The 24,670-nt window shown below is 62.5% G+C and carries 19 protein-coding genes and 1 riboswitch; of the genes, 9 read left to right on the top strand and 10 right to left on the bottom strand.

Going from position 1 to position 24,670, the window contains the following annotated elements; translation table 11 throughout:
* Nucleotides 1–54: 54 nt before the first annotated feature.
* The 5 genes from AC4P1R_RS07805 to fumC all read right to left on the bottom strand — a co-directional run bounded on the left by AC4P1R_RS07805 (nucleotide 55) and on the right by fumC (nucleotide 6,640).
* A complete protein-coding gene (locus AC4P1R_RS07805) occupies nucleotides 55–822 on the bottom strand; it encodes a universal stress protein (protein ID WP_069458441.1) in 768 nt (255 codons plus the stop codon).
* 224 nt (nucleotides 823–1,046) lie between these two features.
* Nucleotides 1,047–2,357, bottom strand: a complete 1,311-nt coding sequence (locus AC4P1R_RS07800) for a PQQ-dependent sugar dehydrogenase (RefSeq protein WP_069458442.1) — start codon at nucleotides 2,355–2,357, stop codon at nucleotides 1,047–1,049.
* A gap of 103 nt (nucleotides 2,358–2,460) precedes the next feature.
* Nucleotides 2,461–3,639, bottom strand: coding sequence for a class C beta-lactamase (gene ampC / locus AC4P1R_RS07795; RefSeq protein ID WP_492177609.1), 1,179 nt, complete (start codon nucleotides 3,637–3,639; stop codon nucleotides 2,461–2,463).
* A gap of 314 nt (nucleotides 3,640–3,953) precedes the next feature.
* Complete coding sequence (locus tag AC4P1R_RS07790) at nucleotides 3,954–5,024, bottom strand: GGDEF domain-containing protein (RefSeq protein ID WP_492177608.1); 1,071 nt, start codon at nucleotides 5,022–5,024, stop codon at nucleotides 3,954–3,956.
* 194 nt (nucleotides 5,025–5,218) lie between these two features.
* Nucleotides 5,219–6,640, bottom strand: a complete 1,422-nt coding sequence (fumC, locus tag AC4P1R_RS07785; protein ID WP_492177607.1) for a class II fumarate hydratase — start codon at nucleotides 6,638–6,640, stop codon at nucleotides 5,219–5,221.
* 589 nt (nucleotides 6,641–7,229) lie between these two features.
* Between fumC and AC4P1R_RS07780 the strand changes: the two genes are divergently transcribed.
* Nucleotides 7,230–9,119 carry a L,D-transpeptidase family protein gene (locus AC4P1R_RS07780; protein ID WP_492177606.1) on the top strand — a complete coding sequence of 630 codons (1,890 nt, stop codon included), beginning with the start codon at nucleotides 7,230–7,232 and terminating at the stop codon, nucleotides 9,117–9,119.
* 85 nt (nucleotides 9,120–9,204) lie between these two features.
* On the opposite strand, the gene AC4P1R_RS07775 is transcribed toward AC4P1R_RS07780, so the two are convergent.
* The gene (locus AC4P1R_RS07775; RefSeq protein ID WP_492177605.1) at nucleotides 9,205–9,885 is read right to left on the bottom strand and encodes an HAD family hydrolase; all 681 of its coding nucleotides are present in this window, start codon (nucleotides 9,883–9,885) and stop codon (nucleotides 9,205–9,207) included.
* Nucleotides 9,886–10,200: 315 nt separating this feature from the next.
* Here AC4P1R_RS07775 and rpiA point away from each other — a divergent pair, with 315 nt between their 5' ends.
* The 5 genes from rpiA to AC4P1R_RS07750 all read left to right on the top strand — a co-directional run bounded on the left by rpiA (nucleotide 10,201) and on the right by AC4P1R_RS07750 (nucleotide 15,339).
* The gene (gene rpiA, locus AC4P1R_RS07770) at nucleotides 10,201–10,896 is read left to right on the top strand and encodes a ribose-5-phosphate isomerase RpiA (protein WP_492177604.1); all 696 of its coding nucleotides are present in this window, start codon (nucleotides 10,201–10,203) and stop codon (nucleotides 10,894–10,896) included.
* A 123-nt stretch (nucleotides 10,897–11,019) separates the two neighbouring features.
* Nucleotides 11,020–11,550 carry a DUF2059 domain-containing protein gene (locus tag AC4P1R_RS07765; RefSeq protein WP_069458449.1) on the top strand — a complete coding sequence of 177 codons (531 nt, stop codon included), beginning with the start codon at nucleotides 11,020–11,022 and terminating at the stop codon, nucleotides 11,548–11,550.
* Between the two features lie 285 nt (nucleotides 11,551–11,835).
* Entirely contained in the window at nucleotides 11,836–13,227 is a 1,392-nt protein-coding gene (gor, locus tag AC4P1R_RS07760) for a glutathione-disulfide reductase (RefSeq protein ID WP_492177603.1), read from the top strand.
* A gap of 231 nt (nucleotides 13,228–13,458) precedes the next feature.
* Nucleotides 13,459–14,832, top strand: coding sequence for a class II 3-deoxy-7-phosphoheptulonate synthase (locus tag AC4P1R_RS07755; RefSeq protein ID WP_069458620.1), 1,374 nt, complete (start codon nucleotides 13,459–13,461; stop codon nucleotides 14,830–14,832).
* Nucleotides 14,833–14,940: 108 nt separating this feature from the next.
* Entirely contained in the window at nucleotides 14,941–15,339 is a 399-nt protein-coding gene (locus tag AC4P1R_RS07750) for a GFA family protein (protein WP_069458451.1), read from the top strand.
* Nucleotides 15,340–15,348: 9 nt separating this feature from the next.
* Here the strand turns inward: AC4P1R_RS07750 and AC4P1R_RS07745 are convergent, their stop codons facing one another.
* Both AC4P1R_RS07745 and AC4P1R_RS07740 read right to left on the bottom strand, forming a co-directional pair.
* Nucleotides 15,349–16,248 carry a hypothetical protein gene (locus AC4P1R_RS07745; protein WP_069458452.1) on the bottom strand — a complete coding sequence of 300 codons (900 nt, stop codon included), beginning with the start codon at nucleotides 16,246–16,248 and terminating at the stop codon, nucleotides 15,349–15,351.
* Nucleotides 16,249–16,730: 482 nt separating this feature from the next.
* On the bottom strand, nucleotides 16,731–18,644 hold the full coding sequence (locus tag AC4P1R_RS07740) for an LTA synthase family protein (protein WP_492177602.1): 1,914 nt from the start codon (nucleotides 18,642–18,644) through the stop codon (nucleotides 16,731–16,733).
* Nucleotides 18,645–18,904: 260 nt separating this feature from the next.
* Between AC4P1R_RS07740 and AC4P1R_RS07735 the strand changes: the two genes are divergently transcribed.
* From AC4P1R_RS07735 to bluB, 3 genes are all read left to right on the top strand, one after another.
* A complete protein-coding gene (locus tag AC4P1R_RS07735; protein WP_151611313.1) occupies nucleotides 18,905–20,587 on the top strand; it encodes an NAD+ synthase in 1,683 nt (560 codons plus the stop codon).
* A 3-nt stretch (nucleotides 20,588–20,590) separates the two neighbouring features.
* Entirely contained in the window at nucleotides 20,591–21,451 is an 861-nt protein-coding gene (locus tag AC4P1R_RS07730) for a TolB family protein (protein WP_492177601.1), read from the top strand.
* 49 nt (nucleotides 21,452–21,500) lie between these two features.
* Nucleotides 21,501–21,711: riboswitch (cobalamin riboswitch) on the top strand.
* Nucleotides 21,712–21,755: 44 nt separating this feature from the next.
* The gene (gene bluB / locus AC4P1R_RS07725; protein ID WP_492177600.1) at nucleotides 21,756–22,463 is read left to right on the top strand and encodes a 5,6-dimethylbenzimidazole synthase; all 708 of its coding nucleotides are present in this window, start codon (nucleotides 21,756–21,758) and stop codon (nucleotides 22,461–22,463) included.
* 52 nt (nucleotides 22,464–22,515) lie between these two features.
* On the opposite strand, the gene AC4P1R_RS07720 is transcribed toward bluB, so the two are convergent.
* Nucleotides 22,516–23,646: a DUF2865 domain-containing protein gene (locus AC4P1R_RS07720; RefSeq protein ID WP_492177599.1), complete on the bottom strand. Its 1,131-nt coding sequence runs from the start codon at nucleotides 23,644–23,646 to the stop codon at nucleotides 22,516–22,518.
* Nucleotides 23,647–23,925: 279 nt separating this feature from the next.
* Nucleotides 23,926–24,570 carry an acyl-homoserine-lactone synthase gene (locus tag AC4P1R_RS07715; protein ID WP_492177598.1) on the bottom strand — a complete coding sequence of 215 codons (645 nt, stop codon included), beginning with the start codon at nucleotides 24,568–24,570 and terminating at the stop codon, nucleotides 23,926–23,928.
* Nucleotides 24,571–24,670: the final 100 nt, after the last annotated feature.

The raw sequence follows: 24,670 nt of genomic DNA, 5'->3' as shown, positions 1-24,670 counted from the left end.
GTTCAAAGTGCTACAGCGACCTTTGCGCGTCTAATAAGACGCGCGGCGCTGTAGTCAGTGGGACATCAACACTGGCATGGAGACGTTGCCCAACAGGGTCTTGGTAGCACCACCAAAGATGGCTTCGGAAAGGGGTGAGTGGCCGTAGGCCCCGCATACGATAAGGTCCGCATCTTCCCGATCGAGGCCCGCGAACAGGGCGCTGGCCATATCCGTTTCGCCGCGGTCGCGCCAACCGGCCAGGGTGACCCTGGCTCCGTGACGTTCAAGGTGCGCCTTGATGTCCTGGACGTCCTCGTTCTCCTCGCTGTAGTTGGGAGCGTAGATGAAGAGATAGACCTTCTGCGCCTGGCTCAGGATCGGCAGGGCGTCGTGGACGGCGCGCGTTGCCTCGCGGCTGAAATTCCAGGCGACGACAACGTTGTTCCCGATTGGATTCTCGGCTGTCCAGCCGGCGGGAAGCACCAGCATCGGGACCCCGGCACTCAGAAGAACGTCCTCCGGTACCGCCGGATTGGAGAGATGGCGATCGTCGGGATTCGATTGCGTGGCGACCAGGAGGTCCGCGCAATGAGAATAGAGCTCCTCCGCAGTCCGCGCCTCCGGCGAGGCTTTTCGATACTCGAAATCGATAGTCGTTCCCTGCAGCGCCCTCACGAATTCCCGTTGCACGGCGAGCGCTTCTTCAAGAGCCGTCGTCGTGCTGATGTCGACGCCGACGAGCCTGGCATGGTGTCTCGTGGCAAGATCGGCCGCCGTACGGACCCGGTTGGCGGTGTGTCGACCTGCATCCAGATACACGACGATATCTCGAAAGGACATGATCTTCTCCCCTCCAACAGGCGCCGCCGAGATTCAACGCTGAAGAGCGGTGGAAGGTTCCACTTACATGCCGTTGTCAAGGCTCCTCGCAACCGCCGCCGGCGGCGTCACGGCGATGAAGGCTTCGCCCGCGGGGCGGACGGTGTGGGCGCAGCCGGACGGTTCCTCGATCCGGCCATCATTGGTCGATGCCTTTCTATCGTCACGGCTGCACCGCCGCGTGTTCAGCCGCGCGCCGCCTCGCCCGTCACGCGCCAGATCACGTCGCCGACATCGTCTGCCACCAACAGGGAGCCGTCCGGGCCGATGGCCACTCCGACCGGCCGTCCATAGGACGCCCGCTCGTCGGGCGAAAGGAAACCGGTCAGAATGTCGCGCGGCAGCCCGGCCGGGCGTCCATTCACGAATGGCACGAAAACAACCTTGTAGCCACTCAACGTGCTGCGATTCCAGGAACCGTGCTGCCCGATGACCATACCGTCCGTAAAGCCAGGCAGGGTGCCTGCGGGAAGCCAGCAGAGGCCGAGCGACGCCGTGTGTCCGCCCAAGGCATAGTCCGGTGCTATGGCGGCAGCGACCAGCGCCGGGTCCTGGGGCACGCGGTCGTCCACGGTCTGCCCCCAGTAGCAATAGGGCCACCCATAGAAGCCGCCGTCGCGCACGGATGTCAGATAGTCGGGAGGGGTCTCGTCGCCCAAGCCATCGCGCTCATTCACCACGGTCCAGAGGGCACCGGTCGTTGGCTCCCACGCCATGCCCACCGGGTTGCGCAGGCCGGCGGCAAATATGCGGCGCTCAGCACTCTCGAGGTCGAGCTCGTGGATGGCGGCGCGCCCTTCCTCCGCCGCCATGCCGTGCTCGCCTATATTGCTGAGCGAGCCGACGCCGATGAAAAGCTTTCGTCCATCGCGACTGGCAAGCAGGCTTCGCGTCCAATGCCCGCCGGCCTTGAAATCCGTCAGCCGTCGCCCTGGCGCGGTGATCCGCGTGTCGCCCGTCCTATACGGGAATGCGACCACCCCGTCCGTGTTGCCGACATACAGCGTATCGCCCAGCAAGGCCATGCCGAACGGCTGATTGAGACCGTCGAGGAATACCTCACGTATTTCGGCCACGCCGTCGCCGTCCGCATCGCGCAACAGCGTGATGCGGTTTGGACTTGCGCCCACTGCGGCGGCGCGCTTCATCGTGCTGAACATGGCGTAGTCGAAGACCGAGCTGATGCCCCCCGGCTCGCTCAATGCCTCAGCGACCAGTACGTCGCCGTTCGGCAACACGTGAATCCAACGGGGATGTTTAAGCCCGGCGGCGAATGCGTTTACCTTGAGCCCGGCCGCTGCAGTCGGCGTTTGTTTCGGGGACCATCCCCTGGCTGTCGGCATCTTGAGGGTCGGAATGCCCTGCGGCTTGGCCGTCGGGATTTTCGGGGCGCTGCCATAGGCCGGATCCAGTGCATCACCGTCCTGGCGTCGCCAAAGGATTACAACGGCCCCGATCAGCGCAACCAGTCGACCGAAAATGTCTGACAGGCCCATGAGTCCTCCTGACTTATTTGACCCGATGCGCACGCTACCCTGAGCGGCTGCGGGTGATCTTCGCACGTGGTGTGGCGATGCTTGCCCGTCGCTCCACCAATTGTCAACGCAGCGGCTTTGCTCCGTCCAGCGCCTTGAGGATCCGGTATGCGGCCTTCACACGCGCCGGGATGGGATAGTTTCGGTTCGCCAGGATCACGATGCCGATTTCCCTTGCGGGCACGAAAGCGGCATAGGCGCCGAATCCGTTCGTCGATCCCGTCTTGTTGATCAGGCTGTCGCCGCGCGGCGGCAGCGGCGGAGCGAGCTTCGCTGCCTTGTTGGGTTCGAAGGCCATCTTGCGCGAATTGCCGGCAAGCAGCTGCTCCAATTCCGTCGGGTAGGGATACATCTCCCATCCGAGCCCCTGAACAATCTCGCCGACCCGGTAATATCCGACGTGCGTAGCGGTGATCGCCCGTTGCAGCCTTTCATCCAGCTTCGAACCGTCGATGTTGGCTTCGATGAACCGGAGCAGGTCGGCTGCGGTCGTCTTGATGCCATAGGCCTGCGCATCCAGGACGCCGGGAGTCACGCGAACGGGTCTGTCGTCCTTCGAATAGCCGTGCGCGTAGTCCGCCATCCTGTCTTCGGCAACCCGGATATAGGTGTGCGAGAGGCCGAGCATCGGCACGAGTTCCCCTTCGATGAGGTCCACGAAGGAACTGCCCATGCTTTTTGCCGCCAGATGACCGAAGAGGCCAATGCTCGGGTTCGAATAGCGGCGGTAGGTGCCGGGGGCATATTCAGGGCGCCAGTTTTTGAAATAGGCGATCACGTTGTCATCCGTGACAGTATTCGGAAACTGCAACGGCAGCCCGCCGGCCGTATAGGTGCCGAGATCGACAAGGCTGATCTCGTCGAAGCTGCTTCCGGCAAGCTCCGGCAGGTATTGGCTGGCATGGTCGGAGAGGGAGAGGCTTCCGCTTTCCTGCGCATAGGCCGCGAGAGTCGCGGTAAAGGTCTTGCTGATCGAGCCTATTTCGAAAAGCGTGTCGTCGGTGACCAATTGCCCGCTTTCCTTGGAGGCAACCCCATAGTTGAAGACATACCGCCCGCCCTCGGCGGTGATCGCCACGGCCATGCCCGGAACTTTGTGTTCTGCCATGATGGGCCGGATCGCTTCGTCGACGGCGCTTTTGAGCGCCTCCTGTGCATCACCATCGGCCGCGTGGGCGCTCGCGCCGATGAGTAGCGCAGCGGCGGTCAGGATTGCGAGTTTCCCAAGGGAAAAGTCAATCATGGGGGATATGTCTCCTCACGCACGTCAGGATTGCAGTCGCAGAATCCTACCGCATGTCGATGTCGATCGCCCTCGATTCAAGGACAAATACGTGTAGCAGTTCAAAGGCTAACACGATCTTTGCGTGTCTGCGAAGATGCACGGTGTTCCAGGGGATTCCGGCTTCGGTTGGAAGCGGCGCGGGCGTTCGCCGTGCTTCGGCAGCCCTCTACAGAGCCGTTCGAAGCAGGTCATTGGTCGATTCGCCGCAATGGGGCCGAGGTTGGGTCGCGTCCGCGGAATTGCTTGCCGAGCCCGCCATTGGGCTTGAAGGGCTACCGTCGATAGATCAGCCAGTTGCGGCCGGCGTCCTTGCGCATGCCTTCCTCAAAGAGCACCGTGCGGTTGCGGCCGGCATTCTTCGCGGCGTAGAGGGCGATGTCGGCCTTGTTATAGAGCTCGACCGGATCGTCGGCGGCGGTCGCCATGCAGACTCCGACGGAGAGGGTGACGGCGCCGTAACTGACGCCGGTCTTGGTGTGCTTGAAGGGCGCGCTCGAGAGAACGGTGCGGATCCGGTCCGCTGCCTGGAGGCATTCTTCCTGGGTGCTGTCGCGCAGGATGATCGCGAATTCCTCGCCGCCCGTGCGAGCGACGAAGGCTTCCCGGCGGAGGTTGGCGCGGATGACGTTTGCCACGGTCGCAAGGATCTTGTCGCCGACGGGATGGCCGAAACTGTCGTTTATTTTCTTGAAATGGTCGATGTCGGCGAGCAGCAGGCCGGTGAAGTTGCGCAGGTGCTCGCTGTTGTAAATCGCGGCGAGGTTTTCGTCGAAGGCGCGCCGATTGGCGAGCCGCGTCAGTGAATCGGTGTTGGCGATGCGCTTGTATTCGTCGAGCTCCTGGCGGATCGCCTCCATCTCCACCGATTTCTGGACGACACTCTGCACGCGCTCCTTTCCCTGGTTCATGGTGTCCGCGGTCGCCTCGTTGAGGATGCCGATCGCGTGACGCAGGATGTCGACGCTCGCCGCGCTTTTGTTCGTCATGTTGAGATAGGCTTCATCGAGAACCTTGTTGTAGCTCTCGAGCGCGTATTGCTCGTCCTTGAGGAGGTTGAGAAGCTCGGAAAGCTTGGCCACCATCGTGCTGTGGGCGCGCTCGATGCCGCGCGAGTGGTGGATGTGGCTGAAGTGCCGGGCTCCGATCGCGTCGAGTTCCTCCTGCGTCGCGCGGCTTCCGAGTGCTGCGAGTTCCTTGGAAAGCTGCGGGTCCGAGCCGAGATAAGCCTCGTAATATAGCTCGTAATTGCGCGGTATCGGCGCTACCCCCATCATGCGCATGGCGTGGGAGATCTGCGCGGCAATATCGGGCGTCGGCGTCCTGTTTGAGGTTGCCGTATGCATCTGCATGCCCCCTAAAATAATAGGCTCTAATTGATCGTTATTTTTTAGGGGCAAAAGATTGTCGGAGTCTTAACAATTGCTTGTTCGCACAAATACAAATTGAACAATTTCAGAAGCTCAACGGTTTTGCCCGGCATGGGGTGAGCAGGCCGGAGAAGCCGCGGCGCCTGCAGCGCCGCGGTCCTTTCATCCTTTCAGGCGGGGCCGATCATCGTTTCGGGACGGACGATCTCATCGAATTCCTCATTCGTGACATAGCCGCCGCCCACGGCCTCCTCGCGCAGCGTCGTACCGTTCTTATGTGCCGTCTTGGCGATCTTGGCGGCGTTGTCGTAACCGATCTTAGGCGCCAGGGCGGTGACCAGCATCAGTGAGCGGTCGAGGGCCGCCTTGATGTTGTCCTCGCGCGCTTCGATGCCGACGACGCAATTGTCGGTGAAGGAGATGGCGGCGTCGGCGAGCAGTTGCACCGACTGCAGGAAGTTATAGGCCATCATCGGATTGTAGACGTTGAGCTCGAAATGGCCCTGGCTGCCTGCGAAGGTAAGGGCGGCGTGGTTGCCGAACACCTGGGCGCAGACCTGCGTCAGCGCCTCGCACTGGGTCGGGTTGACCTTGCCCGGCATGATCGACGAGCCGGGCTCGTTTTCCGGCAACGCCAGTTCGCCGAGGCCGGAGCGGGGGCCGGAGCCGAGAAAGCGGATGTCGTTGGCGATCTTGAAGAGCGCGGCGGCGGTCGCATTGATCGCGCCGTGGCTGAAGACCATCGAATCATGCGCGGCCAGCGCCTCGAACTTGTTCGGCGCGGAGGTGAAGGCGACGCCGGTGATTGCGGCAATCTCTTCGGCCACTTTCTCGGCGAAGCCCACCGGAGCATTGAGGCCGGTGCCGACGGCGGTACCGCCCTGGGCGAGTTCGCAAAGGCCCGGCAACGTCATTTCGATCCGCTTGATCGAGGAGGCGACCTGGGCCGCATAGCCGGAGAATTCCTGGCCGAGGGTGAGCGGCGTCGCGTCCTGCGTATGCGTGCGGCCGATCTTGATGATATGGCCGAAGGCCTTGACCTTCTCTTCGAGCGCCTTGTGCAGGTGCTTGAGAGCCGGCAGCAGGTCATGGATCACGCGCTCGGCGCACGCGATGTGCATGGCCGTCGGATAGGTGTCGTTCGAAGACTGGCTCATATTGACGTGGTCGTTCGGATGCACCGGCTGCTTCGAGCCCATGACGCCGCCGAGCAGCTCGATGGCCCGGTTCGAGATTACCTCGTTGGCGTTCATGTTGGATTGGGTGCCCGAGCCGGTCTGCCAGACGACGAGCGGGAAGTGATCGTTGAGCTTCCCGTCGACCACCTCCTGCGCCGCCTCGACGATGGCAGCGCCGACCGTCGGGTCGAGCCGGCCGAGCGCCATGTTGGCACGCGCCGCCGCCTGCTTGACGATGCCGAGCGCCCGGACGACGGAAAGCGGCTGCTTTTCCCAACCGATCTTGAAGTTGCCGAGCGAGCGCTGGGCCTGGGCGCCCCAGTAGCGGTCGCTCGCCACTTCGATGGGGCCGAACGTATCTGTTTCCGTGCGCATGGATGTCATTGTGATACCTGCCTTCGTCCTGCGGTTCATCAAGCCGGGCGAGAATCCGGTCTGAGCCGGTGGTCCTCCCGCGCTGCACGCCACCTGAGCCGGAGCCGATCCAGGAGAAGACATGCAGCAATTCAAACTGCTACGGCGACATGCTGCGTCCGGTAGGACGCGCGCCGCCATATGCCGGGCATTTCTCTGCCCCGGCATCGGCGGCTTGTAAAGGGCCGGCATGGGCTCGCAAAGTCCTACAATCGTTTGAATTGCTGCGATGCGGCATCGGCTCCGAGGGTTCGCCTCGTGCCGCCGCGCAGGCCCGCTTCTGCGCAACCGCTCCTGTGTCCTTTCAGCCACAATCGGCGTCTTCCTCGGGTAACGCTTTGTTCCAACGGGAACAATCGAAAGTAGAGGATGGTTATATATTCGCAGAAAAACAGATGTTTGCTTCGATTTGCGCGAGTCTTGGATGAGCTGTTTCAGAACGGGCGCTGTCAGATCTCCGGTCGTTTGGGCGAGGGCCGTTTCCTTTTCATTCACCATCCTTTTCTATAAGTCTTCGGGCACGAGGGCGTGGCGAGAATCTGGCAGCGGCCGAGTTCGGCGGCAACGCGATACGGGGACTTCTATTCTTATGAACATTTTCAAATCGACAGCGATAGTTGCGCTCATGAGTGGCTGTGCAATCGCCACCATGGATGTCCGACCCGCGTCGGCAATCACCCTGATGGATTTCATCCGCGGCGGCCAGAAACGCGCTGCACCCGAGCAGGTCCAGCCTCGCCAGCCGATGCCTGGCTTCGATACGATGCTGCAGCCGGAGCAGAGGGCAGTGGCGCCGCCGAAGATCTCCGGCCCTCGCTACTATACCTACAAGGCAGAGCCTTTGCGCAGAGTTGCGACGGATCGGCTGGTGGATCCGGTCGTGACCGGCTCCGTCGGGAGCTATGGGCTGCCGCCGATGCTGCGGGTGCCGCTTGCGAATGCGCGTCGGTTTTTGCCGGAAGTCGACGTCAGTGCGCCGGCCGGGGTGGCGAAGGCGATTGAGAGCTTCTATGGCGGACGGCAGGATTTTCTCTGGATCGCCGGCAGTGGCGTCAATTCTCGGGCGAAAGCAGCGCTCGCTGTGCTGAAGGAGGCCGCCAAGGTCGGCCTCGATCCCGCCGATTATGCGGTGACGGTCCCTACCGACGCGTTCGATGGCGGTGACATGATCGCGCGCGAAAAGAATCTGGTGCGCTTCGAAATCGCCATGTCCGCTGCGGTGCTCACCTATGTCCAGGATACGGTGCGCGGCCGAATCGATCCGAACAGGATTTCCGGCTATCACGATTTCAAGCGCAAGACGGTCGATCTTGCCGGCTTTCTCGAACAGCTGGCAATGACGAGCGACGTGGCGGCGCTGATCGAGGAGCAGAATCCGAAGAGCCCGCAGTTCCTGGCGCTGAAGCAGGAACTCGAAAGGCTGCGCGCCCAAACGGATGCAGCCCCGCGCGTCGAGATCGCGCCGGGGACGCTGCTGAAGCCTGGCGACAGCAATCCGGAGCTCGCCAACATCGTGGCGGGCATAAGGCTGAAGGCGTCGGAGACGCTGAAGGCGGAGCATGCCGTGGTGCTCGCGGGCTACCAGGGCGCGCCGGAATACACGCCTGAGCTGGTTTCGCTCGTGGAGGCTTTCCAGAAGGAAAGCGGGCTGAAGCCGGACGGCATCGTCGGCCAGGCATCGATTCGCGCCCTGACCGGCGGCGAGACGGCGGCGACCAAGATCGACAAGCTCGAGATCGCAATGGAACAGGCGCGCTGGCTGCCGGATGGGCTCGGCGATCGCTATGTCTTCATCAATCAGCCGGCTTTCATGGCCTATTACACCGAAGGCGGCACGGAGCAGTTCTCCATGCGGGTGGTCGTCGGCTCCAAGGCGAACCAGACCTACTTCTTCCAGGACAAGATCGAGACCGTCGAGGTGAATCCCTATTGGGGCGTGCCGCAGTCGATCATCGTGAACGAGATGCTGCCTAAGCTCAGAAATGATCCCGGCTATCTCGATCGCATGGGCTACCAAGTCGAGATTGGCGGCCGCACCGTGTCGTCCTCGGCCGTGAACTGGTACGGCTCGACGGCCTCGGTTTCGGTCCGCCAGCCGCCGAGCAGCGACAACGCGCTTGGCGAACTCAAGATTCTCTTCCCGAACTCGCATGCGATCTACATGCATGACACACCCTCGAAGAGCTTCTTCAAGCGCGACCAGCGGGCGCTAAGTCATGGTTGCGTGCGCCTCTCGGAGCCGCGCCGCATGGCGGCCGCCGTCCTCGGCGTCAGCATGGAGGAGGTCGCGAGCGGAATCGCCAGCGGACGCAACAAGGCGCTGCCGGTTCCGAGGACCATCCCGGTCTATGTCTCCTATTTCACGGCGTGGCCGAACAAGGATGGCAAGGTCGAATACTTCAACGACGTCTACGACCGCGACATGTACATGAACCGGGCTTTCGAGGCGACGCGCAAGGCGCGGCACGCCGAGGGGTGACGGGCTCGGACAAGCGTGGAGGCCCCCCGAGGGGGCTCCCACGTGGGTTCAGCGGGATGAGGTCCGCTGATCGCCGGAGGCCGGTTTACTTTCTGCGTTCGAGCATCGTCTTGACGAGCTCGGGCGTCAGTTCGTCGAAATGCTGGATGATGCGGTCGGGCGACAGGCTTTCGATCGGCACGTCGGAGTAGCCAAATGGTACGGCGATCGACGGCACGGCCGCGTTGCGGGCGACCAGGATATCGTTGAGGCTGTCGCCGACCATGACGGCCCGCTCGGCGCTGGCTCCGGCATTGGCGACGGTCGAAAGCAGGTGTTCGGCGTGCGGCTTGCGCATTGAGAACGTGTCGCCACCGGCGATCGCTGCAAAGCGGTCGACGAGGCCAAGGCCGTCGAGCAGACGTTTCGCCAGCATTTCCGGCTTATTGGTGCAGACGGCAAGCTTCAGGCCGGCGTCTTGCAGCCGATCGAGCGCCTCCACGAGGCCCGGGTAGGGCAGGGATTCGCCGGGCATCGAGCCGTGATAGAACTCAACGAAGGCCTTCATCTGCGAGGCGAGGTCCTCTTCGCCGAGCGCCCTGCCGCGAAGCGCGAAGGCTCGCTCGATCATGGCGCGGGCGCCGTGACCCACGAGATGAGTGAGGTCAGCATAGGTAACCGGTTGGATGCCTGCTTGCGTGACCACATGGTTGAGGCTGGCGACGAGGTCCGGCGCGGTATCCACGAGCGTGCCATCGAGATCGAAAACGACAAGAGGTGGGGACAAGGGAAGCCTCGTTCTGCAATATCCTGTCCATTCGCGTAGGCGAAGTCCCGCCGGAATGCAACGGAGACACAGCGCATCGGCCAGAGAATCGTACCCGATTTTCGGAAAACGCGATGCGCAGATTCAAAGAGTTGCAGCGACCTTTGCGCGTCTGAAAAGACGCGCGGCGCTGTACGTCGGCAACGCAGCCGGAATCCAGGGCAGGCCGCGCATTTTGGCTTTTGTTTGCCGCGACGGGCGTGTAAGTGTCTGGGCGGAATTTGGACGGGGCGGTTGGTCACACTACCGTTCTGGCATCAGAGGAGCGAATGGCGCATGGACGCCCGCCAGATGAAGATCAAGGCCGCCGAAGCGGCGCTTGACTATGTAGAAGACGGAATGCGGCTCGGGATCGGGACCGGGTCGACCGCGGAGGAATTCGTACGGCTGTTGGCTGAAAAGGTCGCCGCCGGTTTCCGCGTCGTGGGCGTGCCGACGTCGGAACGCACGGCTCGGCTCTGCCTCGATCTCGGCGTACCGCTGAAGTCGCTCGATGAATTGCCGGAACTGGACATGACGGTCGACGGTGCCGATGAAGTCGACAGGAAGTTGCGTCTGATCAAGGGTGGCGGCGGGGCGCTGCTGCGCGAGAAGATCGTCGCGTGCGCTTCCGAGCGGATGATCGTCATCGCCGACGAATCGAAGGTGGTCGACGTGCTCGGCGCCTTCAAGCTGCCGATCGAGGTCAATCCGTTCGGGCAGGTTGCGACACGGATTGCAATCGAGAGGGTGGCCTCTCGGTTGGGTCTGACGGGTGATGTCGTCGTGCGGGCCTCGGGCGACGGACCTTTCATGACCGATGGGGGACACCTCATCCTGGATGCATCATTTGGCCGTATTCCTGATGCAGAGGCGCTGGCATCGGAGCTGAATGCCATTCCGGGTGTGGTCGAACACGGGCTGTTTATCGGAATTGCAACCTTGGCGTTTATCGCCGGCCCGTCGGGGGCGCGTATCCTGACGTCGGCCTGAGCGGGTTTACAGCGCCGGTCGGGCGCCCGCGGGGCGGCGACGAGTGAAGAATTTCCGCGCATGCGGGCCTGGCAGCGGCAAATGGCCGGGGCGGCGTGCGCCAACACAGGAGCATGGATAAAAATGAACAAAATTGCAGGTCTCGCCCGCGCATTCGCAACCGCAGCCGTTCTTCTTTCCGCATCGGTTCCGGCCGTACACGCGCAGGACGTGACGGAGGACCAGATCACGGCGGCACGCGCGACGATTGCCGCGCTCGGCGTGACCAACAGCTTCGACAACATCCTGCCCAACCTGGCCGAGCGGCTGAAGAACACGCTGATCCAGGCGTCGCCGAACCATCAGGAACTGATCACCGCCACGGTCGACGAGAAGGCCCTCGGACTTGCTGCGCGCCGGACGGATCTCGAGCGCGAGGCTGCGGCCATCTACGCCAGGACCTTCACCATCGACGAGTTGAACGCCATCACCGCCTTCTACAGCTCGCCCGCCGGCAAGAAGCTCTTGAACGATGGCCCGATTGCTTCGCGCGAGCTGCTGAAAGCAGCCGACATCTGGGCATCCGGCGTTTCGCGGGACCTCACCAACGAGGCGACCAAATCGCTTGACGAGAAGATCGGTTCGTTGCCCGCAGCACAGGCGCCCGCCCAGTAAAGGCGGCGAGAGGCCGCTTGGCTCGATCATCCGACGAAGCCCGGAGCGATCCGGGCTTTTCTTTTTTTGCACCGCAATACTATATCAGGGCAAAGGTGACTGCCGTCGCCCGCCGCATTACCGGGGCCTATTGCATGTCTCCTTTAATCGACCTCGATTAAAGGACAAGGACATGCAGCAGTTCAAAGTGCTACAGCGACCTTTGCGCGCCTTATAAGAGGCGCGGCGCTGTAGGTTCGACGACCGATGGCTTCATCCGATCTTTCGTTGCTTGAGGAGCTTTCCATGACCGCTTTCGACTATGACCTCTTCGTGATTGGCGGCGGCTCCGGCGGCGTGAGAAGCGGTAGACTGGCGGCCTCGCTCGGCAAGAAGGTGGCGATCGCGGAGGAGTTTCGATATGGCGGCACCTGCGTCATCCGCGGCTGCGTGCCGAAGAAGCTCTACGTCTATGCTTCGCAGTATTCGGAGCATTTCGAGGATGCGGCCGGTTTCGGCTGGACCGTGGGGGAGCGACGCTTCGACTGGAAGGCGCTGGTCGCCGCCAAGGAGCAGGAAATCACCCGCCTTGAGGGCCTCTATCGCAAGGGCCTCGCCGGTGCCGGCGCGGAAATCTTCGACACACGGGCGGAACTGGTCGGTCCTCACGAGGTGCGCCTGAGCGCAAGCGACAAGACGGTTACGGCGGAACGTATCGTAATCGCCGTCGGGGGACATCCCACTCCCCACGAGGCGTTGCCGGGGCACGAACTCTGCATCAGCTCGAACGAGGCCTTCGACCTGCCCGAACTCCCGAGATCGATCCTGATCGCCGGCGGCGGCTATATCGCAGTCGAATTTGCCAATATCTTCCACGGGCTCGGCGTTGAAACGACGCTGGTCTATCGCGGCAAGGAAATCCTCTCCCGCTTCGATCAAGACCTCAGGCGCGGCCTGCACGCGGCGATGGAGGAGAAGGGCATCCGAATACTCTGCGAAGACATCGTCCAGTCGGTGTCCGCGGGGCCGGACGGCCGGCGCACCGCAAGGACGATGAAGCATGGCGAACTCGTCGTCGACCAAGTGATGCTCGCCCTTGGCCGCGTTCCCAACACGCAGGGCCTCGGGTTGGAAGCGGCCGGCGTCAAGACCAACGAGCGGGGCGCCATCATGGTCGACGCCTATTCGCGCACGACGGCGCCCGGCATCTACGCGCTCGGCGACGTCACCGATCGCGTGCAGCTGACACCGGTGGCGATCCACGAGGCGATGTGCTTCATCGAAACGGAATACAGGAACAACCCGACCTCGCCTGACCATGATCTGATCGCGACGGCCGTCTTCTCGCAGCCGGAGATCGGCACGGTCGGCATGACGGAAGAGGAGGCGGCGCGGACCTTTGAGGAGATCGAGGTCTACCGGGCGGAGTTCCGGCCGATGAAGGCGACCCTTTCCGGGCGCAAGGAAAAGATGATCATAAAGCTTCTCGTCAATGCCGCCGACCGCAAGGTCGCGGGCGCGCACATCCTCGGCCACGATGCCGGCGAAATGGCGCAATTGCTGGGAATATCGCTCAAGGCCGGCTGCACCAAGGATGATTTCGACCGCACCATGGCTGTTCATCCGACGGCGGCGGAAGAGCTCGTGACGATGTACCGGCCGAGCTATCGCGTGCGAAACGGCGAAAGGGTGGCATGAGCCGCTCCTCCGTGCCAAACGGGAGGCTGATGTTTTCTGGTGGAATGACTTTCCAAGGCTCTTGTTAACGTTTATAAGCCCGCATCCGCCACGGCATTGGCTCGCGGCGGAGGCGGCGGCGTGGATCGGCCGGCTTGCCGATGCGGAAGATGCAACCCGAATTCCGGGGCGGCCTTGAGGGCCGCGATGGCGAGGCGCGGATCCGTTCGCGTCAGATAACAGGTGATGGAAATGGCACAGACTTGGACCCCGAACAGCTGGCGGCAGAAACCCATTCAGCAGGTGCCGGACTATCCGGACCTCGCAGTGCTCGAGAGCGTGGAAGAGCGCCTTGCGAAATATCCGCCGCTCGTCTTTGCCGGCGAGGCTCGGCGTCTCAAGCATGCCCTGGCCAATGTCTCGGAGGGCCGCGGTTTCCTTCTGCAGGGCGGTGACTGCGCCGAAAGCTTCGCAGAGCACGGCGCCGACACGATCCGTGACTTCTTCCGTGCGTTCCTGCAGATGGCCGTCGTGCTGACCTTCGGCGCGCAGCAGCCCGTCGTCAAGGTCGGCCGCATCGCCGGCCAGTTTGCCAAGCCCCGGTCCTCGTCGGTCGAGAAGCAGGGCGAGGTGACGCTGCCGAGCTACCGCGGCGACATCATCAACGGCATCGAGTTCACGGAAGAAGCGCGCGTGCCCAATCCGGAACGGCAGATCATGGCCTATCGCCAGTCGGCCGCGACCCTCAATCTGCTGCGAGCCTTCGCGATGGGTGGCTATGCAAACCTGGAAAACGTGCATCAGTGGATGCTCGGCTTCGTCAAGGACAGCCCACAGGCCGAACGCTACCGCAAGCTCGCCGACCGGATTTCCGAGACCATGGATTTCATGAAGGCGATCGGCATCACCGCGGAAAACCATCCGAGCCTGCGCGAGACCGACTTCTTCACCAGCCATGAGGCGCTGCTGCTCGGCTATGAGCAGGCGCTGACGCGGGTGGATTCAACCTCGGGCGACTGGTACGCCACCTCCGGTCATATGATCTGGATCGGCGACCGTACGCGCCAGCCGGACCATGCCCATGTCGAATATTGCCGTGGCATCAAGAACCCGCTCGGCCTGAAGTGCGGCCCGTCGCTGACGGCCGACGGTCTCCTGGAACTGATCGATCTGCTGAACCCGGCCAACGAGCCCGGGCGGCTGACGCTGATCTGCCGCTTCGGCCATGAAAAGGTTGCCGAACATCTGCCACGCCTGATCCGTGCCGTCGAGCGCGAGGGCAAGAAGGTCGTCTGGTCCTGCGACCCGATGCATGGCAACACCATCACGCTCAACAACTACAAGACGCGGCCGTTCGAGCGGATCCTGTCGGAAGTCGAGAGCTTCTTCCAGATACATCGGGCGGAAGGCACACACCCGGGCGGCATTCATATCGAGATGACCGGCAACGACGTGACCGAATGCACCGGCGGCGCGCGGGCACTTTCCGGCGACGACCTGGCGGATCGCTATCACACCCATTGCGACCCGCGCCTGAACGCGGACCAGGCGCTCGAACTCGCCTTCCTGCTCGCCGAACGCATGAAGGGCGGCCGGGACGAGAAGAGGATGGTCGTCAACGGCTGATTCTGTCCTGGTTCAAAATATCTGAACCTTCAGCGCATCTTCTGAATTTGACAGGGCCGGGCAAGCCCATAGAAGCTGGCCCGGCTTTTTGTTGCCATGGAGAATGGAATGCAGGACATCCACGAAGGCGGCTGCCTTTGCGGCGCGGTGCGGTTCAAGACGCGGGGGAAGTTGCGGGAACTGATCTTCTGCCATTGTTCGCAGTGCCGGAAGCAGACGGGGCTTTACTATGCGGCCACCAACGTGCTCGACAGCGACATGGAGATCGAGGGCTCCGACGAGATCACCTGGTATCGCTCCAGTGGCGAAGCGCGGCGCGGCTTCTGCCGTCATTGCGGATCGGCTCTGTTCTGGAAGGCGGAGGGGCTCGATTATACCTCGATCCTTGCCGGAGCATTCGAGAAGCCGACCGCGCTCGAGCCCGGCTATCACATCTTTTGTGCAGACCAGGGCGACTACTACGAAATCCGTGACGATCTCCCGCGCTTTGCCGCGGCGCGCGATTGATGGGAATTCTCAGGGGCGGGAAGCAGTGACCTGATCGAAGGCGCTTGCCAGCGCTTCGAGCTTGATCGCCTGCCAGTGGGCGTACTCCTCGATTAGCCGGGCGCTCATCCAATAACGCCCGCGCCTGCCATCCTGAGCCTTGCCGATTAGGCCAGCGGCTTCCGCACGGGCGAACAAGCGGCGAACATGTGTGTTCGAAACGAGATAGTGATCGGCAAGACTCGCGAGGTTGACCTCGACCCAGACCTTGTCTGACGGAGGAGCGAGAGTCGCGGGTCGCCCCATGAGGTCGTCGAGGATCACGCCGCCGGATTCGGCGCAGGCAAAGACCGCAACGCCCGCCGGCGGCTCGGTCCAATTCGGGTCCGAAAGCAGCCGTTTGACGGCCAGCGGTTGGGCACGTTCGAAGATCGAGGAGTCGGCTTCGGCCTCAATTGCCCTGCTGCCTCCATCGAGAAGGTCGAGCGTGCTCATCTGGCTTTTGAACCAGAGGCGCATGGCATTCTCGCTTGATCCGGCCGGTTCGAGAGGGCGCGTTCTCCTGGAGTGACCGCCCGCCACCGGCCGGAGCAGTTTGTAGGTGACGAGTTCCGCAAGGAAAGCCGCTGCGGTGTTGCGGCTCGCGCCGCCCGTCTCATGCACGAATTTCAGGAGCCGCGCGGCCGTGATGCCGGTCTCTGGATCGTTCGGATCCCGTTCCAGGTGCAGGGCATAGGCTGCATGGGTGAGCATCCATTTCCGATGCGAGGAAACCAGGCGCGCGATGCGCGGAAATAGGTCGTTGACGGCAATCAGCGCACGGGCACTGGTCTGCAGCACTCCGAGGAACTGCGGATTCTGCAGCAATGCGTCCGCCGTCAAGGACTGCGCGCTATCGTTGCCAACGTGCTTTCCTGCGATCCGGTGCATCTAATGCGTGTGCCTCTTGATGTCGTGATCGCCCCAATCACCCATGCCTCGATACAACCAGCATGAGAATTCATTCTAACGTAGAAATGTAGCTTTTGTTTCCAGACCAAAGTCCGATATCTGCCCGGCCAAAAGTCCTATCACTCGACTGAATCTGCCCCCTTGTCATCTTACAAGCATCGGTTGCTGAAATTTGTCATCAATGCGGGCGTCGTAGCTGGCGCTTCTCCTTGCACCTACAGAGTGCGCCGCATTCGTTAATTTTCCCGCATCGTCTCAACCTGCTGCACTTGTCCTTTATCGACCTCGATCAAAGGACAAATGCATGCAGCAATTCAAAAAGTGCCACAGCGATCTTTGCGCGTCTAATGGGACGCGCGGCGCTGTAGTGCGCAGTTCGGCGCCGAGCGTGCGGGGGCTGCGGCATGCGGTTGCGGTCGACGGGGGCGCCGTCACATTTCCGGATGCCGAAGGGTCCTGGGCTACAAGCCCGCACCGAACAGGTCGGCGTGCGACTGGAAGAACCGTTCGGTGCCGTAGCGTTTGCCGAACATCATGTCGTGCTGGAGGAATCGGTAGTCCCGTAGCCGTGCTGGAACCTTCCGCTGGCGTTGCCAGTCTGCGACCTCGGTGCCGTCGTTGCGGAGCAGCATGTAGCGGTCGACGACGCGGAAACGCTCATGCACGTCTCCGAGGAAACCGGTGTAATACGGGTGCTCGTAGCCCGTCTGTTTCAGGATCGTGTAGGAAAGAAAGGCAGGGCTGATGCTGCCGATGTCCTTCCGCGCTCCGGTCTTGTTCGACCAGACGACGAGCGGCGTTTCGTGGCCGGCCCTCATCTCGTCCTTCGATCCCTTTCGCTCCGCCGTCACATTCTTCATATAGCCCGTGCTCGTGTAGACCGTATGCAGCGGCGGGAGATGGTCGCCGAAGAGGACGATGATCGTCTCCCGATCCCGCTTCTTCGCCCAGTCCATCAGCATCTTGAGGCTGTCGTCAGCCTCCTTGATGCCCTGCGCATAGGTGGCGAGCACCCGGCGGTCCTTTTCCGGCAGATCGCCTTCGACCTTGATCGTGTTTTTCACGTAACGGTTCGGTTCATAAGGGCCGTGGCCCTGCAGCGTCACTGCGAAGAAGAAGAAGGGATCGTCCACGGCGTCAGCTTGGCGGATGATCTCCCTCGTGAGCGCCTCGTCCGAGGCAAACATGCCGCGCTTCTTCATGGTCGGCATGTTGTCTTGGTCGCGGAAGGTGTCGAAACCGAAGGCCTTGTAGACAGCCGTGCGGTTCCAGAACCAGCCCTGGAAGGGATGGATGGCGCGTGCGGCATAGCCTTCGCCGCGGAAGAAGGTGGCGAGCGACGGGATCGGATTGCGGATATATTGCTGATAAGGGATGCTGCCATAGGGCAGGAATGCGTTGGAGAACCCGGTCAGCGCCTCGAATTCGACATTGGCGGTCATTCCTCCGAATTCCGGCGAGAAGACGGTGCCTCCCTGCAACGCGCGGACCGTGGGCATCGGGTCGGGCGTCAGCGTCACATGGGGCAGAAGGGTCGGATCCCAGAAGGACTCGCTCATCAGTACGATGACGTCCGGTTTGCTGCGGTGCGTCGTTCCGGCGGGAACCGGCGTGACCGGAATCTTGTCGATCGCCTCGGCCATGTAGCCGGCCGGCGCGCTGATATTGGCCATCGGCAGGTTGATCATGAAAGCGAGCGCGAAGCCGTTGTGCCGATAGTTCGCGCTCTGATCCCACATCATCGGCACGACACGCAGCCGATCGCGGATCCACGAGAACTGCGTGTAGTCCATGACGTTCCAGAAGGCGATGAGCAGCGGCAGCGCGAAGATGAGCCTCGCCAGGCGCTCGCGCCGCGTCAGCCGCGGGAAGTTGCGCCAGGCATATCGCAAGAGAAGGGCGGTCACGACAACTGCGGCGATGACGCCGGCCACGATGCCGACTGCGGTCCATGGCCTGTCCTTCACGAGTACCGGCATCAGTTCCATGATCTGCCGGCCGAAGAGAAAGTCGGTTGGGTAGAGCGGGTCGGAGAGGAAGACCTGCTTTTGCTGGCTGATGAAGGCCGGGATTACCGCAAGAGGGGCGACCAACAGGGTGGCCTTATGTTCCCGGCCCAAGAAAGCGTCGAGCCCAAGCAGAACGAGAAAGAAGACCGCGACCGTGATCCAGGCGGGGCGCGCCGAATCCGCGAAAAAGCCCATGGTGTCGGAGATGGAGTGGCGGCCGACGGCCTCGACGGCGAAGACGAGCATTGTCGCCAGGAATAGCGAGAACAACGCACTTCGCAGGCCGGCCAAGGTTCGGGCATGGCGGACGGTAAAGCTCGGCCTTTCGGCGTAGATGTGAGAATCCCTCCCGGCGATGAATTTCATCGTGGCCAACAGCCCCTTAAGTTTCACAAAAATTTCATCCTATTGTCATACGACTGTCACCTTGAACCGGGGATGAATGGCCGAACCGGCGGCGAGGCGAGTTTGTTCCGGTGGCTGAAAAGACGGCCCTCGGCGGGCGGATAACACTGAGATATTCAGAATATTCGGCGTCAGGCCGCGATTGCGTGTGGGTTTTTTGTCGCCGGATGCGATAGTACGGGTGTCCGACGGACTCATTTGCTAATATCGACAGGCCCGCCATGAGCTCACAAAATGCCGCACCTTCGACGCTACGCATCGCCGTGGCCCAGCTCAACCCGACCGTCGGCGACGTTGCCGGCAATCTCGCCAAGGCGCGCGAGGCGCGGGCAGACGCGGCGCGGCAGGGTGCCGATCTCTTGTTGCTGACGGAGCTCTTCATTTCCGGCTATCCGCCGGAAGACCTGGTGCTGAAGCCGGCGTTTCTGAAAGCCTGCGAGCGCGCGGTCGAGAAGCTGGCCGAGGAGACCGCTGACGGCGGCCCCGGCGTCATCGTCGGATTTCCGCGCCAGGCAACCGAGCGCCGGCACAATTCGGTGGCCGTGCTGGATGCCGGCAAGATCATCGCCGTCCGCGACAAGGTGGATCTGCCGAACTACGGTGAATTTGACGAGAAGCGCGTGTTCGACGCCGGCGAAATGCCGGGGCCGGTGAATTTTCGCGGCATCCGCATCGGTATCCCGATCTGCGAGGATGTCTGGGGTGAACTCGGCGTCTGCGAGACGCTCGCGGAAAGCGGCGCAGAGATCCTGCTTTCACCGAACGGCTCGCCCTATTATCGCGGCAAGGTGGACGTGCGGCACCAGGTTGTTCTGAAGCAGGTCATCGAGACCGGCCTGCCGATGATTTATGCCAACCAGCTCGGTGGCCAGGACGAACTCGTCTTCGACGGTGCGAGCTTTGCCTTCAATGCCGACAGGTCGCTGGCCTTCCAGATGAGCCAGTTCGAGGAGGCAGTCTCGCTTTCGGATTGGACGAAAGGCTCGGATGGCTGGGTTTCGGCCAATGGGCACCAGTCACGGCTTCCGGAAAACGAGGAGGCGGATTATCGCGCCTGCATGTTGGGATTTCGCGACTACGTCAACAAGAACGGCTTCAAGAATGTCGTGCTCGGCCTTTCGGGCGGCATCGATTCGGCGATCTGCGCGGCGCTTGCGGTCGACGCGCTTGGCGAAGAGCGTGTCCGCACCGTCATGCTGCCATACCGCTACACGTCGGAGGCCTCGCTGATGGATGCCGAGGCCTGCGCCAAGGCGCTCGGCTGCCGCTACGATATCGTCGCGATCGAAGAACCGGTCCACGGTTTCCTCGATGCGCTCTCGGACATGTTCGAGGGCACCGAGCCCGGCATTACCGAGGAGAACCTGCAGAGCCGCACGCGCGGGACGATATTGATGGCGATCTCCAACAAGTTCGGTTCGATGGTGGTGACAACCGGCAACAAGTCGGAAATGTCCGTCGGCTACGCCACGCTCTACGGCGACATGAATGGCGGCTTCAATCCGATCAAGGACCTTTACAAGATGCAGGTCTACGGGCTGGCCCGCTGGCGCAACGGCACTGTACCACCCGGCGCGCTCGGCCCTTCCGGCGAAGTCATTCCGCGGAACATCATCGACAAGGCGCCATCCGCCGAGCTTCGGCCGAACCAGACCGATCAGGATTCGCTGCCGCCTTATCCGGTGCTTGACGACATCCTCGAATGCCTGGTGGAAAAGGAGATGAGCACCGACGAAATCGTCGCACGCGGCCACGAGGAGGCAATCGTCCACCGCGTCGAGCACCTGCTTTACATCGCGGAATACAAGCGCCGGCAGTCGGCGCCGGGCGTGAAGATCACCAAGAAGAATTTCGGTCGCGACCGGCGCTACCCCATCACCAACCGCTTCCGCGACAGGGGATAGTCCATGCGCAGTTCGGTGGAGATCTTCGACATCGCGACGGCTGAGACCCGCGTGGTCTGGCAGACGGAGCGGCTGGTCGAAGCGCCGAACTGGTCGCCGGACGGGCGCTTCCTCGTCTTCAATGGCGATGGACGGCTCTATCGCATAGCGCTCGACGGGGCGCCGGAGCCGGTCGAGATCGACACGGGCTTCGCCCGGCAGTGCAACAACGACCACGGGATTTCGCCGGACGGCACGACGCTCGCCATCAGCGACAAAACCGAATTCGGCAAGTCGGCGATCTATCTCCTGCCGGTCGAGGGCGGCGCGCCGCGGCTCGTCACACCGAAGCTCCCTTCCTATTGGCACGGCTGGTCGCCCGATGGCCGGACGCTGACCTATTGCGGAATCCGAGACCAGGTCTTCGACATCTACACGATTTCCGTCGGGGGCGGCGAGGAGCGCCGGCTGACGTGGGGTGAGGGCCGCAACGACGGGCCGGACTGGTCGCCCGACGGCAAGTGGATCTATTTCAACTCCAGCCGCACCGGGAGCATGCAGATCTGGCGGATCCGGCCCGACGGCAGCGATGTTCAGCGCATCACCAACAGCCCCTATGGCGATTGGTTTCCACATCCGTCGCCGGATGGCCGAAACCTCCTGGTACTCTCCTATGACGGCGACGTCTCCGACCACCCGCGCGATCTCGACGTGCGGCTAAGGCTGATGAAACCGGAAGGTGGCGATCCGCGCGTCCTCTTCGAACTCTTCGGCGGGCAGGGAACCATGAATGTTCCGAACTGGTCACCATCAGGCGAAGCCTTCGCCTACGTGCGCTACCGGCCCGCGCAGACTCAAAGAGTTGCAGCGACCTTTGGCGTCTGAAAGACGCGCGGCGCTGTAAGGCATGCCTTGCCTTTCGTGGGTGCCTGTGTCCATATGGCGCTCGTCAGGTGCCCGCAAGCGCGGGAGAATCGGGAAGTCGGTGCAATTCCGGCACGTGCCCAACGCTGTGACGGGGACGGCCACGCCAGTCATGCTCTGAAGAGATTCGGAGCCTTGCCACTGAATCCTCAGGCGATTCGGGAAGGCGGCGCGGCCGGACGAACCGGAGTCAGAAGACCGGCCTGGCAAGATGGACCGGCCCCGCGCGGACGGCGGGAGGTTGTGCATTGTTGGGGATCGAACGATGCTGCCTGACCCGAGCGGCTGCCTTGTCGCAGCTGGAGCCTTTTCGCCGGACGAGCGTGCCGCCGTCTACCGTGCGATCGAGACCCGCCGCGACGTGCGAGACGAATTTCTCTCCGAGCCGCTGCCCGAACCCCTGATAGCACGGCTGCTGGCCGCCGCCCATAATGCGCCGTCCGTCGGCTTCATGCAGCCTTGGAACTTCATTCTCGTGCGCGGAGAGGAGACGCGGGAGAAGGTGTGGCAGGCCTTCCAGCGCGCCAACGAGGAGGCCGCGCGAATGTTCGCGGGCGAAGCGCAGGCGAAATATCGCGCACTCAAGCTCGAAGGAATTCGCAAGGCGCCACTCAGCATCTGCGTGACCTGCGATCGCACCCGCGGCGGCTCGGTCGTCCTCGGGCGCACCCACAACCCGCAGATGGACGTCTACTCCACCGTCTGCGCGGTGCAGAACCTCTGGCTCGCCGCGCGCGCCGAGGGCGTCGGCGTCGGCTGGGTCAGCATCTTTCATGAAAGCGAGATCAAGGCCATCCTGGGCATACCGGAGCACATCGAAATCGTCGCCTGGCTATGCCTCGGTTTCGTCGACCGGCTCTATCAGCAGCCGGAATTGGCGGCAAAGGGATGGCGCCAGCGACTGCCGCTCGCAGAGCTGACCTTCGAGGAGGAGTGGGGCATTTCCGCGGACCTTGATGCAGGTCGGAGGTAGCGCGCTTTTTCAACGTCTTGCCTGGATAAGATCGCGTGAAAGGTGAGCGTCGTCAATTCTCCTGTTGCGGCTGAAAGCTTGGTCCCAAGGGGTTCTTGAGGTCGATCGCGCTTTCTTCCGGCGGCAGGAAGGTCGGACCGACAATGCGCACCTTGGCGCTCTTCGGGTCGTAGGGGCGCTCTTTCGTTGGCCTTGCGGCCGCGCCTTCAGTCGTCATTCCCACCTTGGCGCCGCCGATCGTCACGACCGAGGGGCTCGCCGCGAGACTGGCTTCGGAGGTGCTCTCCCGGTTCGTCCGCCCGGCTGCCTTTGCGGGCTTGCAGCCACAGGCGCCTCGTGAAGCGACGTCGCGCGTGCGGTAGGCAAAGGCCGTCGGCAGTTCGCGGTAGGGCCTGCCGGTCGAAGCCGAGACCATCTGGTCGCTCTCCTCGGTGGCAAGCACGTGAAAATAGAGTTCGGTCTCGGTCTGGGGGCAACGGGCGCGGCAGAGCTCGGCGTCGCGCGGGAAATCAGCCGGCGAGGCATTCGACGAGATTGGGAAGAAAGCGCCGTCGCAGGTGCGCACGCACATGGTCCGCAAGCGGCCGTTCCCGTATCCCTCCATCGGCGAGAAATCCTGCATCCCCGGCTCTTCGAAGAGCAACGGATAATCCTCGTCGTCCGGTGCCAGATCTTTGAGGATGTTGCGATGGATGTCGGCCTCGGTTGTCGTCGCGAACTCGTCCAGCTCGTCCCACTCGTCGCCGCGCACCGGAATGCAGCCGTTGATCTCCATCGCGGCGAGAATGCGCCGGCGCGCGTCTGCGCGACCGTTCGACACCAGCTGCTGCCGATGGACTTTCAATTCCTGGAGATTGGCCTCCATCCGTGCGATCGTGTCGTCGAGTTCGGCGCAGAAGGGAGTATTGTCGTCGATGACGATGATGCTGCCGCGACTGCATCCGAGCCGCCTGCGCTCGTTCCTGGCGCGTCGAAGCTCAATGTTCTGGCGGGAAATGGCGCCGGTGAAATCGCTGAGGTTTGCATTCGAGCTGAACGTGGTCGGCATGCCGGCGAGGCGGGCCTGAAGCCGTTCACAAACGCTCGAAGCCGAAGCCTCGTTTGCCGTAGCCAATGCCAACGGCAGAAGCGCAGCCGCAAGCCATGCGATGCCGCGGGGCGCATTGCTCGGAGATCCCGACACTTTCCTCTTCCTGCATTCCGGCGGAACGGCCGCCTCAGCGGCCGCAGCCTTTTCTCTGCCTCCATTCTAGAGTCTATGCAGGCTGGCGCAACCGCAACACGCCCTTTGCGTTAATGGCGCGACTCGCAATGGAGGCCAGGCCGCGCTGCGAACATACAGCGCCGCGCGTCTTTTCAGACGCGCAAAGGTCGCTGTACCGCTTTGAGTCGGCGCATCGGCCCGAAAATCGAGTGCGATTTTCGGGCCGATGCGCTGAAGCGCGGCCCCGTGAGGTGACCGTCAGGCCGCCCTTGCTGTCTCCAGCGAGATCGGGCGTTCCAGAACCGTGCCCTCAATCGCGGCGACGGCCTTCATGGTTTCGAGCAATCTTTGCGACACTTCCCAGGCGATCGCGACCGCATGGACATTACCGATCCGTTGGGGATCGCCGATCCGGTCTCCGGGGCATCCCATCCGCCGGAACATCCGCTCCAGGAATACGTCGGTCACCGTCACGATATGCGTGATGCCGGAGCTCAGACTCAGTTCGCCGACGCCGCACATGAGTTCGGCCGCGGCAACCGTAACCTGGTTCGACGCCCGGTCCTGCGAGATGTCCGGATCGATGCAGAATCGGCTCGATTCCCACACTTCTGCGCTGCGGATCTCCGGGTTGTCGCCGAGCAGGATCGGGAAGGTGTCGTCCAGCATGTTCGGGCCGAGCGTCGGCAGAAGCCGCAGCGAGCCGCGCAGTTTCCCAGTCTCCGGCGAATAGGACATCACATAGAGCGGATTGGCCTTGTCATAGTGGTCGATTTCCCACTCGCCCTCGGTCTTTACGTCCCATTTCAGGAAATCATGGAAGACGCGCTTGCGCAGCCGAAACATTTCATCGACGGCCTGTGGGTATCGTCCGCGAGCGTTGCCGTTCACTATTCTGATCATTTTTCGCTCCATCGTCTCCGTTCGATGGCGCGATGCTGGCAGGCTCCGACGACACATGTAACTGTCGATAGTGACAGTTCAATTGCTGCCGTTTTCCCGG

Source organism: Sinorhizobium sp. Y406 (assembly GCF_058732025.1).
The sequence above is the reverse complement of the archived record's forward strand: the minus strand, read 5'-3'. Positions and strand labels throughout refer to the sequence as shown.